Origin of the sequence: Rubricoccus marinus (assembly GCF_002257665.1) — a bacterium.
Lineage (GTDB): Bacteria > Bacteroidota > Rhodothermia > Rhodothermales > Rubricoccaceae > Rubricoccus > Rubricoccus marinus.
In genome coordinates, this window is record NZ_MQWB01000001.1 from 3,488,729 (window position 1) to 3,504,311 (window position 15,583).

Genomic DNA, 15,583 nt, shown 5'->3' on the forward strand with positions numbered 1-15,583 from the left:
GCGCGAGGCTCAGGCCTCCCGCCTCTGGCGCGCCGGCAACCCCCTGGCGAGGACCAGGAGGACGGCGCCCACGCCCGCCACGAGGAGGAAGCCCGTCCGGTAGCCGGCCTCTGGCGCCGAGGACGAGGCCGCCGCCGCGCCCAGGAGGGCCGCGCCGACCAGTTGGCCGACCGAGATGAACAGCGTCGAGAGCCCCTGGGCGACGGTCCGCTCTTCCACCTTGGCCTCGTTGAGCAGGATGTAGCTCAGCGACGAACCGAGAACGCCCGCCAGCCCGGCGCCGAGCGCGACCGTGCCCGCGATGTGGACGCCCAGGCCGGGCGCGACCGCGACCGTCACCAGCCCGATCACGACGAGTGCCATCGCGGCGGTCACGACCGGGCGTGGCCCGATGCGGTCCAGCATCCGCCCCGCCAGAGGCGAGCCCAGCGTCACGCCGCCCACGAGCGGGAGCAAGAGGTACGAGCCCTGCGCCTTGGTCACGCCAAACGCCTCGACGGCGTAGGCCGAGAGAAAGACGAACGTCGCCTCGATCAACCCGGCGCCGATGGCCAGGCCACAGGCGATCCACACGGCGCGCCGCGCGATCAGTCCCGGCCGGATCAGCGGCGCCTCGGCCCGCCGCTCGGCCCACACGAACGTGGGGAGCATGATCGCCGCCAGCGCCAGAGGCCCCCACACGATGGGCTGCGTGAGGCTCGCGCCAATCGCGCCCGTGTCTAGCCCACCCAGGCCGACCACGACCGAGCCCAGCAGCAACGCCAACAGACCTATGCCGAGCGCGTCCAGCGGCCGCACCACGTCGGCGCGGGTGTTGGGGACGGTCCGCGCGCTGAGCGCGAAGACGACCGCCGCCAGAGGCAGCGAGAGCGCGAACAGCCACCGCCAGCTCGCGACGGCCAGCATGATCCCGCCGATCGCGGGGCCGATCAGGAACGCGAGGCCGAACACGGCGCCGAGCAGCCCGAGCGCGCGCCCACGCTTTTCCGGCGGGTAGGTATCGCCCACAACGGCGCTCGCCACGGGGAAGATGCCGCTGGCGCCGAGCCCCTGGAGCACGCGTCCCGCCAGCAGCACGCCGAACGACGGCGCGAGGCAGACGACGAGCGTCCCGGCGGCGAACAGCGCCACGTCCGCGAGATAGACCGTCCGGCGCCCGACGCGGTCCGCGAGCGCGGCCATAAACGGGAGCCCGACGAGGTTGGCGAGCACGAACGCCGTAAAGGTCCACGCGACGGCGCGCTCGTCCAGCGCGAACGCCTCGCGCAGCGCCGGCAGCGCGGGGCCCACGATGGCGATGTCGAGCGCCGCGAGTAGCGTGCCGAGGAACAGGACGCCGAGAAGGCGGCCGGGGCGGGCGGTGGAGTCGGTCATGGCGGGAAGTCGCAGCGGCCCGAAGGCTCGCGCCAGAGGCGGCGGCGGACCGCGAAGCCCGCTCGGAATCGGCCTCTGGCGACGCACGCCTCGGGCTCGTTCGGAAGCCTCTGGCGCCAGAGGCGTGGTGTGGCCCCCCAGAGCCCCCTCCCCTACAGCGTCATCCCCGCGAAGGCGGGGATCCAGAGTGGCGAGCGCACGTGGCAAACAGAACCTCCGAGCATCAGGAAGCGAGGGCGGAATGCGCGCCTCGGCCTCTGGCGCCCGTACGGCGCCGGCGATCGGCCCGAGACGCGTTCCCGTTACCCTGGATTCCCGCGTGCGCGGGAATGACGTCGGGAGGGCGCGAGCGAAGGGGAAGCGCCGTGCACCGGGCTGCCGCGCCTCTGGCGCCAGAGGCGCGGCAAAGGCTCAAGCGCGCCAGAGGCTAGAGCGCGGCGAAGGCGGAGCGGAACGCCTCGGCGGCCTCGGCGACGACCTCGGGCGTGTGGGCGCTGGAGGTAAAGCAGGCCTCGAAGGACGACGGCGGGAGGTACACGCCGCGGTCCAAGAGCAGCTTGTGCAGGCGCGAGAACAGCGCCTTGTCGCTCGTGGCCGCGCTGGCGTAGTCCGTGACGGCGTTGGCGTTGAGGAAAAAGCCGAACATGGCGCCGACCGAATCGGTCTGGACGGGGACGCCCGCTTCGTCGGCCGCGCTCTGGATCGCGTCGGCCGTCGCGCGAGCGGCGTCGGCGGCTTTCTGCCACGCGCCAGAGGCCTCGGCCTCGCGAAAAAGGGCGAGCCCTGCGGCCATCGCCAGGGGGTTGCCCGAGAGCGTCCCGGCCTGGTAGACCGGCCCAGAGGGCGCCATCATGTCCATGATGTCCGCGCGGCCGCCGTAGGCGCCCACGGGCAGGCCGCCGCCGATGACCTTGCCCAGGATGGTCACGTCGGGCGTGACGCCCAAAAGCGCTTGGGCGCCGCCGGGGTGCACGCGGAAGCCGACCATGACCTCGTCGAAGACCAGAAGTGCGCCGTGCTCCTCGGTGATCTCGCGGAGGAACTGGAGAAAGCCCTCGGCCGAGCGCACTAGGCCCATGTTGCCCGCGATGGGCTCCACCAAAACGGCCGCGATGTGCTCGCCCTCGCGCGCGAACAGCTCGCGCATGGCCTCCTCGTCGTTGAACGGGACGACGAGCGTGTCGGCGGTGACCGCAGCCGGAACGCCGGGGGAATCCGGCAGGCCCAGCGTGGCGACGCCGCTGCCGGCCTTCGCCAGGAGCAGGTCCGCGTGGCCGTGGTAGTGGCCGTCGAACTTGACCACCTTGTCGCGGCCCGTAAAGGCGCGCGCGGCGCGGACGGCGCTCATCGCGCCCTCGGTCCCGGAGTTGACGAACCGCAGCCGCTCCATGCTCGGGTAGATGGCCTGGATCGTGTTCGCGAGATCGACCTCCAGCGGGCTCGGCGCGCCGAACGACGAGCCTCTGGCGGCCTGCTCCGCGATCGCGCGCGTGACGGCTGCGGGCGCGTGGCCGAGAAGAAGCGGCCCGAACGACATCACGTAGTCGATGTAGCGGTTGCCGTCCACATCGACGAGGTAGGCGCCTTCGCCGCGCTCGATAAAGCGCGGCGTGCCGCCGACGGACTTAAAGGCGCGGACGGGCGAGGAGACGCCGCCGGGCATGAGGCCCTGCGCCTCGGCGAACAGGGCTTCGGAGCGAGCGGTGGAAAGGGAGTCGGTCATCGGGAAAGAGAGTCGAGAAGGTGGTCGGCGGCGGCTTCGGCGCCCGCGATCACGTCGGGCAGGCCCACGCCGCGGAGGGCGGCGCCGGCGAGCGCGAGGCGCGGGTAGCGCGCACGGGCGGCGTCGAGCGCGGCGAGGCGCTCGGGGTGGCCGAGCGTGTAGCGCGGCGAGGCGGCCTGCCACCGCTGGACGGCCGTAAACATGGGGTCGGCGCGAAGGCCGAGCCTCTGGCGGAGGTGCTCGCGCGCAGCGCTGAGCAGCGCGCCGTCGCCAGAGGCTGCGGCGGCCTCGGGGCGGAGGAAAACGCGCGCGAGGTCGTGGCCGTCGGGCGCCGTGCCGGGGTGCTTGCGCGAGAGAAGCGTAACAGCCTGGACGGGCCCGCCCTCGCGGCGCGGCACGAGCCAGCCCGACACGTCGGGCACGTCCAGCCCAGCGCTCTCGAAGCCGACGATCGCGACCGCGGCGCTGCCCATCGGAACGGCCGCCAGAGGCGAGGCGAGGTCGGCGCCCAGCGGCGCGAGGGCTCGCGCGGCGGCGGGCGCCGGGAGCGCGACGAGAAGCGCGTCGGCCTCGAACGTGTCGCCGCCGCTCTGGACCGCCGCGCCTCTGGCGTCCATCGCGACGGATTCGACGGGCGTGTGGGTATGGAGATGGACACCGAGGCTCTGGAGCGCGGAGACGACGGCGTCGGGCAGCGCGTCCATGCCGCGGATGGGGCGCTGGAACGGCGAGCCCGGGGCGCCAGAGGCCGCGGCGGCGCGCCAGCTCAAGAGCGGCCCCTCGCGCTCGCGCGTGTGGAGGTGCGGAAGCGTGGCGCGAAGCGAGATCGGCCCAGCGTCGGCGCCGTATAGCCCGCCGAGCAGCGGCTCGATCAAGCCGTCCCACGCGCCGCGGCCAAAGCGCCGGATCGCGAACGCTTGCAGGCTCTCGTCGTCGTCCCCGGCCCGGCGCCGCACGAGCGGCTCGGCGCCCGCGCGGAGTCGCGCCGCCAGAGGCAGCGCCCGCGTCGTGAGCAGCGGACCCAGCCGGCCAGGGACGAGGCCTGAGAGGCCGGACGGGAGCGGGTAGAGCCGCCCGCGGCGCTGGATCAGTGCGCCGCCTCTGGCGGGTGCGGTCTCCACTCCCAACTGCGCGGCCAGGCGCGCCGCACCCGGCTTGCGGACCAGGAACACGTCCGGCCCCACGTCGGCCACAAACCCGTCCTGCCGGAGCGTTTTGACGACGCCGCCCAGGCGCTCGGACGCTTCCAGAAGCCGCACGCTGCGCCCGGCCTCGGCGAGGCGGAGCGCGGCGGCGAGGCCGGCCATGCCGCCTCCGAGAACGAGGACATCGGTGCGGTCGGTCACAGGTGCGAGGGTGGGTGGATAGAGGCGATGGCAGAGCACCTGAGCCTCGGATGTGTCATCCTGAGCGGAAGCCCGCAGGGCTGAAGCCGAAGGATCTCAGCCGACTCTGTCGCGGCGTGCTCTGCTGAGATCCTTCGGCTCCGGCGGCTCGCGCCGCCTCCGCTCAGGATGACACGATCGGCGCTCGGCGGACGCACCGCCAGAGGCGCCTCGGTTCTGGCCTCTGGCGCCAGAGGCTAGACGGGCGAGGTGGTGCCCTCGGGCATCGGCATGGTCGGGGCGCCCGCGGAGGCGGCGCGCACGTCGGACGCGATCCAGCCGGCCTCGGCGGCCTGGCCTTCTACGAGTTCGGCGATGAGCCGCACGAAGCGCGGGTCGTCGTTGAGCGAGGGCGGGCGCACGAGCGTCATGCCGCGTTCCTTGGCCGCCTTTTGCGCCTCGATGTCGATGTCGAACAGGATCTCGACGTGGTCGCTCACGAAGCCAATCGCGAGGCTCACAACCTTGTCGATGCCGCGCTCGTCCTGGAGCGTCGGCACGTGGTCTTCGAGTTGCGGCCCGAGCCACGGCTCGGGGCTGCGGCCCTCGCTCTGGTAGCTCCAGCTCCACTGGTCCTCGCGGAGCCCGGCGCGCTCGGCGATAAGTCGCGCCGTCGTCCAGAGCTGGTCCTGGTAGGGGTCGCCCTCGCGGAGGATGCGGACCGGCAGGCTGTGCGCGCTGAGCACGACGTGCACCTCGTCCTGCTCCTCTTCGGGAAACGCCTCGATGCCCTCGCGCACGCGCGCCGCGAACGCGTCGATCAGGAGGTCGGCGTCGAAGTACGCGTCGACGTAGCTGAACTCGATGTCGCCGCGGTAGAGCTCCAGGCCTGCCTTCACCTTGGCCTGGTACTTCGCGATGGACATGGACGAGAAGTGCGGCGCGAGGACGATCGCGACGGCCTGCTCGATCCCGTCGTCCAGCATCTGACCGACGGTCTCCTCGATCCACGGCGCCCAGTGGCGCATGCCGAGGTACGCCTTGAACCGCTCGGGCTCGCCGGGCGGGTTGAGGTGCGCCATCGCGCCGTCGATCTGCGCCTTGGTCAGCCCCATGATGGGCGACTTGCCGCCGATCATGCGGTAGTTGTTCGTGATCTCGTCCAGAACGGCCGTCGTCGTCGGCCGGCCGTGGCGGATGTCGGAGAGGTAGCCCGCGATCTCGTCGAGAGACTCGGGGCCGCCGTAGGCCATGAAGAGGACGCCGATGGGTTTGGCGGGAGGAGTAGGCATCGGTCGGGAGAGGGTTCGGGTACTCGGAGTGCGGAGGCTCTGGGTGGCAGAGGCGTGATCCGTGATGCGTGAGGGCGTTCGCGAGCACGTGCGGTGTTCGCGAGCACCGTCCTGGATCACGCAGCGCGAATCACGCGCTCGTCTGCTCGCGCACGTAGTCGGTGAGGCGCGCGACGGCGTCGGGCGGGGTGGCGGGGACCAGGCCGTGGCCGGTGTTGAACACGTAGCCGGTCTTGGGCGCTTCGGCGAGGACGCGGTCGGTCTGCGCCTTGAGCTCGCGCCAGGGCGCCTGCAGGAGGTACGGGTCCAGGTTGCCCTGAAGCGGCTTGCCGCCCGTGCGCTCGTAGGCTTCTTTGAGAGACGGCCCGGAGTCCACGCCGATCACGTCGCCGCCAGCGGCTGCGATGGCGTCCAGGTGGCCAGCGGTGCCGGTCGTGAAGTGGACGACGGGGAGGCCGGTCTTCTGCGCGATGGCAATCAGCTTGGCCGTGTACGGCGCCGCGTAGCGCTCGTAGTCGTAGCGCGAGAGGGCGCCTGCCCACGAGTCGAAGACCTGCAGCGCACCGGCGCCGGCCTTGGCCTGCTCCGTCAGGAAGCTGCCCGCGACGGTAACCAGCTTGTCCATGAGCCGCCGCCACGCGGCGGGCTCGGTGTACATGAACACGCGGGTCTTCTCGTACTTCTTGGAGCCTCCGCCCTCGATCGCGTAGGCCGCGAGCGTGAACGGCGCGCCCGCGAAGCCGAGGACGGGAATCCCGAGCGGGTCCAGTTCCGCCTTGACCAGCTTGATGGCCTCTGGCGTGTACATCATCGTCTCGCCCGCGGGGGGCGTGGCGAGCATGTCCACGTCCTTTGGCGTGTTGATCGGGTTCTCGATGACCGGCCCGACGCCCTTCTCGAAGTGGAGCCCGAGGCCCATCGTCTGCAGCGGCGGCAGCAGGTCCGAGTAGATCACGGCCGCGTCCAGGCCGAAGCGGCGGATGGGCTGCAGCGTGATCTCGGCGGCGATCTCCGGCGTCTTGACCATCGTGAGAAAGCTGTGCTTCTCACGGATGGCGCGGTACTCGGGGAGGTAGCGGCCGGCCTGCCGCATAAACCACACGGGCGTGGCGTCGACGGGTTTGCCTGCGAGGGCGTCGAGGAATCGGGACATGCGGAGTCAGGTACGGGGTACTCGGTACGAGGTACAGGTCGAAAGGGCGCCGAAGCTGTACGGGGTGCCCCGTACCTCTGGCGCCAGAGGCTAGTGGCCGGAGCCGGTGTGCTCCAGCGCCCAGGCGTAGGGACCGGCGCTCTGCCAGATGGCGCGGCCAACGAAAAAGGGGCCGAGGTTGTCGATAAACTCGGCGGTTTGGCGCGTGGAGCGCATCTTCTGGACGACCGCCGAGAGCGGGTGCAAGTCCTTGCCGACGAGCCCGGCGATGAAGTCGTTGTCGTTGGGGTCCAGGCCGTGGCAGGCTAGGCGCACGTCGTGCGCCAAGTCGGACTTGCCGAAGGCACGGCCAATCCCGCCGTGCTCCATGAGCATGCGGCGCTGCTCCTCGCGCGGCTCGCGCTCGAAACGGCCGCTCCGGCGCAGCGGGTACCACACGGCCCACGGCCAGTCGGGGTTGGCGATGGTCTTGACTGGCTTGGCGACAAGCGCGCCGATCAGGTCCTGCTCGTAGCCGATGGAGTACGTTCGGCCCAGCATCGTGAGGTGCGGGAGCGGCGTGAGGCCGCGGAACGGCTCCGAAAGGTGCAGCGCCCGGCCGTCCTCGACGAAAAACGCAGGGTCCTCATGGAACGTGAGCACGGCCACGCTCTGCGGATCCTGCGCGCCGACGTAGATCGCGCCGCCCACGCCCGCGGCCTCGGCGGCCTCCGCCAGAGGCGTGGCGTCGGTGCAGCCGGTGTAGGCGAGGAGTTGGACGAACAGGCGCCGGTCGAGCGATTGGGGCGCGCCCTCGGCGGTCTTGCCGCGCTCGGCGAGGCTGAGGCCGCTGGCGTCGCGGCTCTCGCCAGAGGCGGTGTCGTCGGATTTCGGGGCGCTCTGGAGGTCGAGGGCCATTTTCAGTCTGGGGTGAAAGTGGGGATACGCGCGGGTGTGAGCGGGGATCGCGCCGCGTGCGGCTTCACGGAGTGTCCGCGAGACGGGCCCGCTGGAGGGGGCCTCTGGCGCCAGAGGCTTGGGCCGAGAGCGCTCTCCCTATGGCGTCATTCCCGCGAACGCGGGAATCCAGAGTGGCGAGCGCACCTTTCGCCAGAGGCTTCTGACGAGTCAACAAGGAAAGGCGTCCGGCGTCCTCTGGCGAGCGTCCTGAGCATCAGGGCGCGTCAAGGGGCGTTCCCGGTATGCTGGATCCCCGATCGGGGTCGGGGATGACGTTGTTGGAGCGGGAGGCGCTTTGGGAATAGCAGGGCGAGGTTCTGGCGAGCAATGGGGCACCAGAGAATGGGGCGCCAGAGGCGGCTACTCGCCGTCTTTCAGCCAGCGGGCGGCTTCGGCGGCGTAGTACGTGATGATGACATCGGCGCCGGCGCGGTGGAGGCTGGTGAGCGTTTCCAGGACGGCGCGGCGCTCGTCGAGCCAGCCTCTGGCGCCAGCGGCCTTGAGCATGGCGTACTCGCCGGAGACGTGGTAGGCGCCGAGCGGGCGGTCCGGGAAGGCGTCGCGGATCTGGCGGACGATGTCGAGGTAGGCCACGGCGGGCTTGACCATGAGCATGTCGGCGCCTTGGGCGACGTCGAGCGCGGCCTCGCGGAGCGCTTCGCGGGCGTTCGCGGGGTCCATCTGGTGCGTGCGGCGGTCGCCAAAGGCCGGCGCGCTGTCGGCGGCGTCGCGGAAAGGGCCGTAGAACGCCGAGGCGTACTTCACGGCGTAGCTGAAAATGCCGACGTGGTCGAAGCCCGCGGAATCGAGCCCCTGGCGGATGGCGCCCACGACGCCGTCGATCATGGACGAGGGCGCGACGAGATCCGCGCCCGCGCGGGCGTGGCTGATGGCGGCTTCGACGTGCTGAGGCAGCGAGGCCTCTAGCTGCAACTCGCCGTCGGTCCCGATAAAGCCGCAGTGGCCGTGGTCGGTGTACTCGCAGAGGCACACGTCGGTGATGACGGCGAGATCCGGCACGGCTTCTTTGATGGCGCGCGTGGCGCGTTGCACGGCCTCGTCGTCGCCAGAGGCCGCGGAGCCCTCGGCGTCTTTGTGCGCGGGGATCCCGAAGAGGAGCACGCCGCCGACGCCGAGACCGGCCGCCTCTTGCGCCTCCTTGACGGCCTCGTCTACCGAGAGTTGGAAGACGCCGGGCATGGACGAGATCTCGTCGCGGACGCCTTCGCCATCGCGGACGAAGAGCGGGAGGACGAACGCGGCGGGGTCCAGGCGCGTCTCGCGGACGAGGCCGCGCACGGCGGCGGAGGCACGGAGGCGCTGGGGACGGTCGGCGCCAGAGGCGTGGGGGCTAAACATCAGGCGTAGAGGGCGTCGAGCGTGGCGAGGATGCCGCCGACGGTGTGGGGGTCGGCGACGGCGCTCGCGCGGAGACCAAAGGGCGGTAGCGCCTCGGCGGTCACGGGGCCGATGGCGACGAGCGCGAGACCGGCAAGTGCGCCGATGTCCGGGACCGAGGCCAGAAAGCCTCTGGCGGTGGAAGGCGAGGTAAACGTGATGGCGTCCGGCCGCTGGCGGAGCGCGTCGGCCACCGCGTCGGGGTCGGCCTCGGTGATCGTGCGGTAGGCCGTCACGTCGTGGACCTCGGCGCCGCGGCGGGCGAGGCCGCTGGCGATGGCCTCGCGGCCGATGTGCGAGCGGAGGAGGACGACGCGGTCGCCCGCTTCGATCGGCAGTTCGGCGATGAGGACATCGCCGATGGCCTCTCGCGGGACGAAGTCGACGGGCGCGCCCGCGCTCTGGAGCGCTTCGGCGGTCCCGGAGCCGACGGCGGCGACCCGCACCCCGGCGGGCAGGCCGTCCGGCCACGCCTCGCGGATCGCGCCCCAGCCGTACTCCACGCCCGTCGCGCTCGTGAACACGACCCAGGCGGCGCGGCTGATCTCGCGCGCGGCCTGCGCCAGAGGCGCGGGGTCCTCGGCGGGCTCGAAGCGGATCGACGGCACGAGAAGGGGCGTCGCGCCGCGCTCGCGCAGGCCTCTGGCGAGCGAGCCCGCCTGCTCTTCGGCGCGCGTGACGACGACTCGGCGGCCCTCCAGCGTCATGGGAGGAGCGTTTTGGCGCCGCCGGCGAGGGCTTCTTCCGCCGCGCGGGCGCCGAGCGCGGCGCCAGAGGCGAGCGCGTTCTCGGCGTCGAACGGGCCGTCCACGCGGACCTCGACGGTCCGGGCGCCGTCGGTCGAGACGACGCGCGTGCGGAGGTGCAGCCGGTCGCCAGAGGCGGTCCCGAGTGCGGCGATGGGCGCGCTGCAGCCGCCGCCGAGGCCGGCGAGAAAGGCGCGCTCGGCGGTTACGGACGCGCGCGTTTCGGCGTGGTCCAGCGCGGCGATGAGGCGCAGCACGTCCGGATCGTCCGAGCGGGTCTGGACGCCGAGGGCGGCCTGGCCGGGCGCCGGCAGCATGGTATCGAGGTCCAGAATGGACGCGGCGCGGTCGGTGATCTCCAGCCGGTCCAGGCCGGCGAGCGCGAGGATGCCTGCCGCGTAGCCGCCCTCCTGCACCTTCCGGATCCGCGTCTCCACGTTGCCGCGGATGGACTGGATCACCACGTCCGGCCTCTGGCGCAGGATCTGCGCGCCGCGGCGGAGGCTGCTCGTGCCGATGACCGCGCCAGAGGCGAGGCTTTCGAGCGTGTCGCCCGAGGGGCAGATCCAGGCGTCGCGCGGGTCGGCCCGCTCGGTCGTCGCGCCGACCGTCAGGCCGTCGGGGTCGTCGGTCGGGAGGTCCTTGAGAGAGTGGACGGCGAGGTCAATGCGGCCGTCGAGAAGCGCCGATTCGAGTTCGAGCGTGAACAGCCCCTTGCCGCCGATCTCGGGCAGCGGCTTGTCCAGCGTTTTGTCGCCCTCGGTCACGAACGGGACGAGTTCGACGCTCAGGCCGGGCCACGCGGCGCGGAGCGTGTCCGCGACGTGGCGGGCCTGCCACATCGCGAGGCGGGAGGTGCGGGTGCCGAGGCGGAGGCTAGTCATCGTCGAGGGCGAAAAGGCGGCGGAGGTCGTCCTCGGAGAGGTTGTCCTGCCTCTGGCGGAGCGAGGCCGTGAGGTCGTGGAACAGGCGGGTGGTGAGCGTGCGCGTGAGCTGCTGCGGGTCGCTGCAGCGCGAGGCGCGGCCGGGGGCGGGCTCGCAGGTGCGGTCCGTGCACCGGCCGCAGACGTACGCGACGGTCTCCTGGCGCACGGCTTCGGCCTCGCGGCGGAGATCGGCGATAAAGGCCTCGCGGCGGAGCCCTTCCATCTCGTAGCGCAGCTCGTCCAGCGCGGTCGCCACCTTGGCCTCGGCTTCGGGGATGGCCGCCTCTCGCGCCTGCAGCCCCGCGTCCACGACCGCGCCGAGCGCGTCGATGTCGTGCAGCGAGACGCCCGGGAGCGCGCCCACCGCCAGAGGCACGTTGCGCGGCACGCCGAGGTCTACCACGGTCCGCGCGCGGCCGTCGGCCCAGGCCTCTTGCGCTAGCCCGAGCGGGATCGCCTCGCGGTCGGTCGCGGCGAAGACCACGTCGGCGGCTGGGAGCACGTCGGCAAGCGCGGCCGGGCGGACAACCGAGAAGCCGGGGTGCGGCGGCACGTGCGCCGAGACGAGCGTGACCGAGGCCGGGCGCGAGGCCGGCAACAGGCCCATCAGCAGGCGCCCCATCTGCCCCCCGCCGATGACCAAGACGTGCCGGCCGCGGACGCCAGAGGCGCTGGCTTCGGCGATGCGGACCGAGGCCGAAGCCGTCGAGGCCGCGCCGCGGCCCAAGTCGGTCGTGCGGCGCACGCTCTGGCCCGTGCGGACGGCGGCGTCCATCGCCGCGCGCAGCGGCGGCGTGAGCGTCCCGGCGCGTTGCGCGGCGGCGCGGGCGCGGCGAACCTGCCCGAGGATCTGCGCCTCGCCGAGCACGGCGGATTCCAGGCCGCTGGCGACCCGGATGAGATGCCGCGTGGCGTCTTCCCCCTCGCGCTCCACGAAGCCCTCCAGCGAGGCGTCCGGCCCCACCCTGATCAGCCTCTGGCGCGCCCACGCGAGAAGCTCCGCGTGCGGGCGTGCGCCGCTGAGCACCCACTCCACGCGGTAGCAGGTGGAAAGCAAGCACGCGCCGAGCCCCTCCGCCTTCGCCTCCGCCAGGAGCGCCGCCACCTCCTCGGCGCCGAGCGCCCACGCTTCCCGCACGTCCACGCCGACGCGGTCGCCGTCGAGGCCGAGAGATACAATCGAAAGCGCGTCGGTCATGTGCCGGGAAAGGGGCTCGCTGGGGTCGTGGCAGGAACGAGCCGGGATGCAGGGTATTCCCTATCGGCACCCGAGGTTTGCATAGGTTCGGGGAAGCTTTTCCTGATCGCGCGCGCCTCTAGCGCGGCGCCAGAGGCCTCGGCTTCCGGCCGGAGATGCGCCTGTTCTTCTAAGCACTTGTCTTATCACGCGCTGCCTCTTGTTCGCGAAGCGACGCGCACGCGGCACCGCGCGCCAGAGGCCACCCGGCGCGCTCGATCAAAAGCTCGCAGATCACGGGCAACCTCTTCACGCCTCAGGTTTACCAAGGCTGTAGCCTCCCGGCCTTCTTCTCGCGCCATGCCCTCCCCCGACCTCCTCACCGTCCGCCAGGCTGCCGACTTGCTCGGCGTCCACATCGACACCATCCGGCGTTGGACGGACGAGGGGCGGTTGCCGGAGACGCGCACGCCGGGCGGCCACCGGCGCATCCCGCGCGACGCCGCCGAGGCGATGCGCGAGACCGGCAGCAAAGGCGGACGGACGCCTCTGGCGGGCGGGCTCCCGGAAACCCACAACCCCGCCGACCGCGCGTGGGCGCAGCACGCCGTGGTCCACGCCCGCTACGAGCTGACCTCGAAGCCGTCCGACTGGAGCGACGCGCTGACCGAGGCCGACAAGCAGCAGAGCCGCGAAAACGGCCGCCGCCTGATGGGGCTCCTGCTCCAGTACGTCTCCGGCAGCACGGACGAGTCCGCGCTCTGGCCCGAGGTGGGCCGCCTGACGCGGAACTACGCCCGCAAGCTCAAAAGCCGCGGCGTGCCCTACACCGACGCCCTCCGCGCGACGCTCTTTTTCCGCGACGTGCTCTCGGAGTCCACCGCCTACTACCCGCACCTCAACGAGCAGCCCGTAACCGACCAGGTCGCGCTCGTGCGGAAGGTGAACACGTTTACCAACGAGGTCCAGCTCGCCATCGCTGAGGCGTACGACCGGGCGCTGCCCGAGTAGCCTCTGGCGCCAGAGGCGCCGGACCACCCAACTCGCGGCCGGGGGCCCACCACACCCGGTCGCAGAACCCGGGGCGTTTGCGTTCGCGCAGGCGCCCCGGCGTTTTATGCGCCTCTGGCGCGAGCAGCGCAGCGGGCGGTAGACCTGCGGCCGCGCCAGAGGCTAGAGCGCGTCCAGAAACTCCAGATAGCGCGCCGCGGCGTCCCCAGGCGCCTCGAACATCGGGATGTGGCCCGTCTCCGGCATGTGGTGGACCGTCGCGCGAGGCATCCGCGCGGCGATGCTGCCGGCGCCCGAGGGGTGCAGGACGCGGTCCTCCTCGCCCCACGTGATCAGCGTCGGCACGTCCACGCCGTCCAGGAGGTCCTCCGTCGAGGGGCCGACGGCGAAGCCGGTGCTCATGCGCGCGAAGATCTCCCGGTTGAGGTCGTAGTCGGCGGCGTTCTCGGCCGCGAGCACGCGCAGCGCGAGCGAGGGGATGCGCGGCGGGCGGCTCATGGTAAACGCCACGGTCTCCATGTACTCCTCTGGCGTGCGCCCGAACAACGGGATGCCCTCGCCCGCCAGGAGCCCCTCGATCATCTCGCTCTGCTCCTCCCCCATCGCGCCCGCCGGCGCGATCATCCACAGCGAGAACAGGCGCCCGGCGTGCCGCGCCGCCGTCTCGGCGACGACGCGCCCGCCCATCGATTGACCCACCAAGTGGAAGCGGTCCAGCCCCAGCGCGTCCGCGATCGCGATCACGGTCTCGCCCTGCGCCGCCATCGAGTAGTCCCCCTCTGGCGAGCGGTCGCTTTCGCCAAAGCCGGGCAGGTCCGGCGCGATCACGCGCAGGCGCTCCGCCAGAGGCTTCGCGAGAGGCGGCCAGTGGTCCTTGCTCGCGCCGATGCCGTGGATGAAGAGGGCCGGCGGACGGGATTCGAGCTCGTCCCGGGAGCCATCGAGGTACACGATCTCGCGTCCGTCCGGGAGCGTGAGGCTGCGGCGCGAGAGGCCCGCGGAGGCGCGGGTGGAAGCCCGCGCGCGGCGCACGGCGTGGGCGATGGGATCGAGGCGAGCGAGCAGGCTCATGGGGCGCGGAGGGCTTCTAAGCGCTCGGTATCGCGCGGGCGGGTTGGGGTTCCGATCTGCGCGGCTCTGGCCTCTGGCGAACCGCGCCATTCCCGGTAGCTTCGGGCGTCCTCCTTCCCCACCTCATGAGCGCTCTCCGCCCGTTCCACATCGCGTTCCCCGTCCGCGATCTCGAATCGTCCCGCGCCTTCTACGGCGGCGTCCTGGGCTGCCCCGAAGGGCGGAGCTCGGACGAGTGGGTCGACTTCAACCTCTACGGCCACCAGATCGTCGCCCACATCGCGCCGATCCCCGAGCGCCCGGAGCCCGACCACAGCAACGCCGTGGACGGCCACGACGTGCCGGTGCCCCACTTCGGCATCGTGCTCACCATGGATGACTGGCGAGCGCTCGCCGAGCGCGTCACCGCCGCGGGCGTCGAGTTCGTGATCGAGCCCTACATCCGCTTTGAGGGCCAGCCCGGCGAGCAGGGCACGATGTTCTTCCTGGACCCCTCGGGCAACGCGCTGGAGTTCAAGGCCTTCGAGGACCTCTCGTCGCTGTTCGCGAAGTAGCCGCGCCAGAGGCTTCTGGCGAGACGAGCCCTGCGGCAGCACTCGGCCTCTGGCGCCAGAGGCTAGAACCGCGCACTCGCGCCGATGCCGACGAGGTAGTCGGGCGCGGTCTCCGTAAGGCCGGCCCCGACGTGGGCGTCGAGTTGGACGTCGTCGCTGAGCAGAAGCGTGGCTCCCGTGTGCACGAGGATGGAGGCGGGCGCGTCTACGCTCACGCGGTCCGAGATGGCGACCTCCGCGAACGCGCCGATCTGGTCCGCGAGCGAGTAGCCGAATACGAGAGTCGCCGCGAGGTCCGCGTCATCCGCACCGGGCCCGTTGTATGTGATCCCGCCCTGCGTACCGAGCGACAGGCCAGGTGCGAGGTCGGTCCCGGCGATGAGCAGGAAGGAGGGCACGAGTCGGTTCGAGCCAAACGTGCCGAGCACCTCGGCGTTCTCGTCAACGGGGATGCTCGTCGATCCCAAGAATGCCAGGTCGACCCCGGCCAGCGAGCCAAGCTCCAGCTTGAGCCCGACGGACGGATCCGTCCACCCGTCGTCCGCGCGGGTGCCCGTCGCTCGGCTTTCGCCCTCGAACCGGAGGTAGTTGGGCAGCCCCAAGCGGATTTCAGCGAACGGCAGAACGCCCAGACGGACGAGCGCCTCTGGCGCCACGATCAGCGGCCCCTCGCTTCCAGCTTCTTCAAACGTGGTGCCGAGTTCGATCTGGAACCGGCCCTGCTCTACCGCCAGAGGCGACTCGGTAAAGTCCGGCCGGTCGGTCGTGAGTGGCTGCGCGCCAGAGGCTGCCGCGAAGGCGAGGAGAGCGAGGATGTAGAGTGAACGCATTACGAGGGGCCGGGAGAATGGCGCGCGAACGGGCGTACGCGCGCCGCTGGCGCGAAGAGGTGGG

Annotated in this window: 14 protein-coding genes; 2 read left to right on the forward strand and 12 right to left on the reverse strand. The window is 71.8% G+C overall.

Going from position 1 to position 15,583, the window contains the following annotated elements; all coding sequences use genetic code 11:
• Positions 1-9: 9 nt before the first annotated feature.
• From BSZ36_RS14810 to BSZ36_RS14855, 10 genes are all read right to left on the reverse strand, one after another.
• Positions 10-1,374 carry an MFS transporter gene (locus tag BSZ36_RS14810; protein WP_094550315.1) on the reverse strand — a complete coding sequence of 455 codons (1,365 nt, stop codon included), beginning with the start codon at positions 1,372-1,374 and terminating at the stop codon, positions 10-12.
• A gap of 427 nt (positions 1,375-1,801) precedes the next feature.
• Positions 1,802-3,097 (reverse strand): glutamate-1-semialdehyde 2,1-aminomutase, encoded by a 1,296-nt coding sequence (gene hemL / locus BSZ36_RS14815; protein WP_094550317.1) that lies wholly within the window; start codon positions 3,095-3,097, stop codon positions 1,802-1,804.
• Complete coding sequence (hemG, locus tag BSZ36_RS14820; protein WP_094550319.1) at positions 3,094-4,443, reverse strand: protoporphyrinogen oxidase; 1,350 nt, start codon at positions 4,441-4,443, stop codon at positions 3,094-3,096. The genes hemL and hemG overlap by 4 nt, the downstream gene beginning before the upstream one ends.
• A gap of 236 nt (positions 4,444-4,679) precedes the next feature.
• Positions 4,680-5,714, reverse strand: coding sequence for a ferrochelatase (gene hemH / locus BSZ36_RS14825; protein ID WP_094550321.1), 1,035 nt, complete (start codon positions 5,712-5,714; stop codon positions 4,680-4,682).
• A gap of 130 nt (positions 5,715-5,844) precedes the next feature.
• Complete coding sequence (gene hemE, locus BSZ36_RS14830) at positions 5,845-6,867, reverse strand: uroporphyrinogen decarboxylase (protein ID WP_094550323.1); 1,023 nt, start codon at positions 6,865-6,867, stop codon at positions 5,845-5,847.
• A 90-nt stretch (positions 6,868-6,957) separates the two neighbouring features.
• Positions 6,958-7,764, reverse strand: coding sequence for a chlorite dismutase family protein (locus tag BSZ36_RS14835; protein WP_094550325.1), 807 nt, complete (start codon positions 7,762-7,764; stop codon positions 6,958-6,960).
• Positions 7,765-8,166: 402 nt separating this feature from the next.
• Positions 8,167-9,165, reverse strand: a complete 999-nt coding sequence (gene hemB, locus BSZ36_RS14840) for a porphobilinogen synthase (protein ID WP_094550327.1) — start codon at positions 9,163-9,165, stop codon at positions 8,167-8,169.
• On the reverse strand, positions 9,165-9,911 hold the full coding sequence (locus tag BSZ36_RS14845) for a uroporphyrinogen-III synthase (protein ID WP_094550329.1): 747 nt from the start codon (positions 9,909-9,911) through the stop codon (positions 9,165-9,167). Before BSZ36_RS14845 ends, hemB begins: the two co-directional genes overlap by 1 nt.
• Entirely contained in the window at positions 9,908-10,834 is a 927-nt protein-coding gene (hemC, locus tag BSZ36_RS14850) for a hydroxymethylbilane synthase (protein ID WP_094550331.1), read from the reverse strand. Before hemC ends, BSZ36_RS14845 begins: the two co-directional genes overlap by 4 nt.
• A complete protein-coding gene (locus BSZ36_RS14855; RefSeq protein WP_094550333.1) occupies positions 10,827-12,074 on the reverse strand; it encodes an NAD(P)-dependent oxidoreductase in 1,248 nt (415 codons plus the stop codon). Before BSZ36_RS14855 ends, hemC begins: the two co-directional genes overlap by 8 nt.
• A 339-nt stretch (positions 12,075-12,413) precedes the next feature.
• On the opposite strand from BSZ36_RS14855, the gene BSZ36_RS14860 reads away from it, so the two are divergent.
• Positions 12,414-13,064 carry a MerR family transcriptional regulator gene (locus BSZ36_RS14860; RefSeq protein WP_094550335.1) on the forward strand — a complete coding sequence of 217 codons (651 nt, stop codon included), beginning with the start codon at positions 12,414-12,416 and terminating at the stop codon, positions 13,062-13,064.
• A gap of 162 nt (positions 13,065-13,226) precedes the next feature.
• On the opposite strand, the gene BSZ36_RS14865 is transcribed toward BSZ36_RS14860, so the two are convergent.
• Positions 13,227-14,135, reverse strand: coding sequence for an alpha/beta fold hydrolase (locus BSZ36_RS14865; RefSeq protein WP_143536919.1), 909 nt, complete (start codon positions 14,133-14,135; stop codon positions 13,227-13,229).
• 125 nt (positions 14,136-14,260) lie between these two features.
• Between BSZ36_RS14865 and BSZ36_RS14870 the strand changes: the two genes are divergently transcribed.
• Positions 14,261-14,689, forward strand: coding sequence for a VOC family protein (locus BSZ36_RS14870; RefSeq protein WP_094550339.1), 429 nt, complete (start codon positions 14,261-14,263; stop codon positions 14,687-14,689).
• A gap of 62 nt (positions 14,690-14,751) precedes the next feature.
• Here BSZ36_RS14870 and BSZ36_RS14875 read toward each other — a convergent pair whose 3' ends face one another.
• The gene (locus BSZ36_RS14875; protein WP_094550341.1) at positions 14,752-15,519 is read right to left on the reverse strand and encodes a transporter; all 768 of its coding nucleotides are present in this window, start codon (positions 15,517-15,519) and stop codon (positions 14,752-14,754) included.
• Between the last annotated feature and the right edge of the window lie 64 nt (positions 15,520-15,583).

Bases quoted from the DNA above. Each gene is read 5' to 3' on its own strand.
- BSZ36_RS14810 (WP_094550315.1), bottom strand. From the start codon at position 1,374: ATGACCGACTCCACCGCCCGCCCCGGCCGCCTTCTCGGCGTCCTGTTC.
- hemL (WP_094550317.1), bottom strand. From the start codon at position 3,097: ATGACCGACTCCCTTTCCACCGCTCGCTCCGAAGCCCTGTTCGCCGAG.
- hemH (WP_094550321.1), bottom strand. From the start codon at position 5,714: ATGCCTACTCCTCCCGCCAAACCCATCGGCGTCCTCTTCATGGCCTAC.
- hemE (WP_094550323.1), bottom strand. From the start codon at position 6,867: ATGTCCCGATTCCTCGACGCCCTCGCAGGCAAACCCGTCGACGCCACG.
- BSZ36_RS14835 (WP_094550325.1), bottom strand. From the start codon at position 7,764: ATGGCCCTCGACCTCCAGAGCGCCCCGAAATCCGACGACACCGCCTCT.
- hemB (WP_094550327.1), bottom strand. From the start codon at position 9,165: ATGTTTAGCCCCCACGCCTCTGGCGCCGACCGTCCCCAGCGCCTCCGT.
- BSZ36_RS14845 (WP_094550329.1), bottom strand. From the start codon at position 9,911: ATGACGCTGGAGGGCCGCCGAGTCGTCGTCACGCGCGCCGAAGAGCAG.
- hemC (WP_094550331.1), bottom strand. From the start codon at position 10,834: ATGACTAGCCTCCGCCTCGGCACCCGCACCTCCCGCCTCGCGATGTGG.
- BSZ36_RS14855 (WP_094550333.1), bottom strand. From the start codon at position 12,074: ATGACCGACGCGCTTTCGATTGTATCTCTCGGCCTCGACGGCGACCGC.
- BSZ36_RS14860 (WP_094550335.1), top strand. From the start codon at position 12,414: ATGCCCTCCCCCGACCTCCTCACCGTCCGCCAGGCTGCCGACTTGCTC.
- BSZ36_RS14865 (WP_143536919.1), bottom strand. From the start codon at position 14,135: ATGAGCCTGCTCGCTCGCCTCGATCCCATCGCCCACGCCGTGCGCCGC.
- BSZ36_RS14870 (WP_094550339.1), top strand. From the start codon at position 14,261: ATGAGCGCTCTCCGCCCGTTCCACATCGCGTTCCCCGTCCGCGATCTC.
- BSZ36_RS14875 (WP_094550341.1), bottom strand. From the start codon at position 15,519: ATGCGTTCACTCTACATCCTCGCTCTCCTCGCCTTCGCGGCAGCCTCT.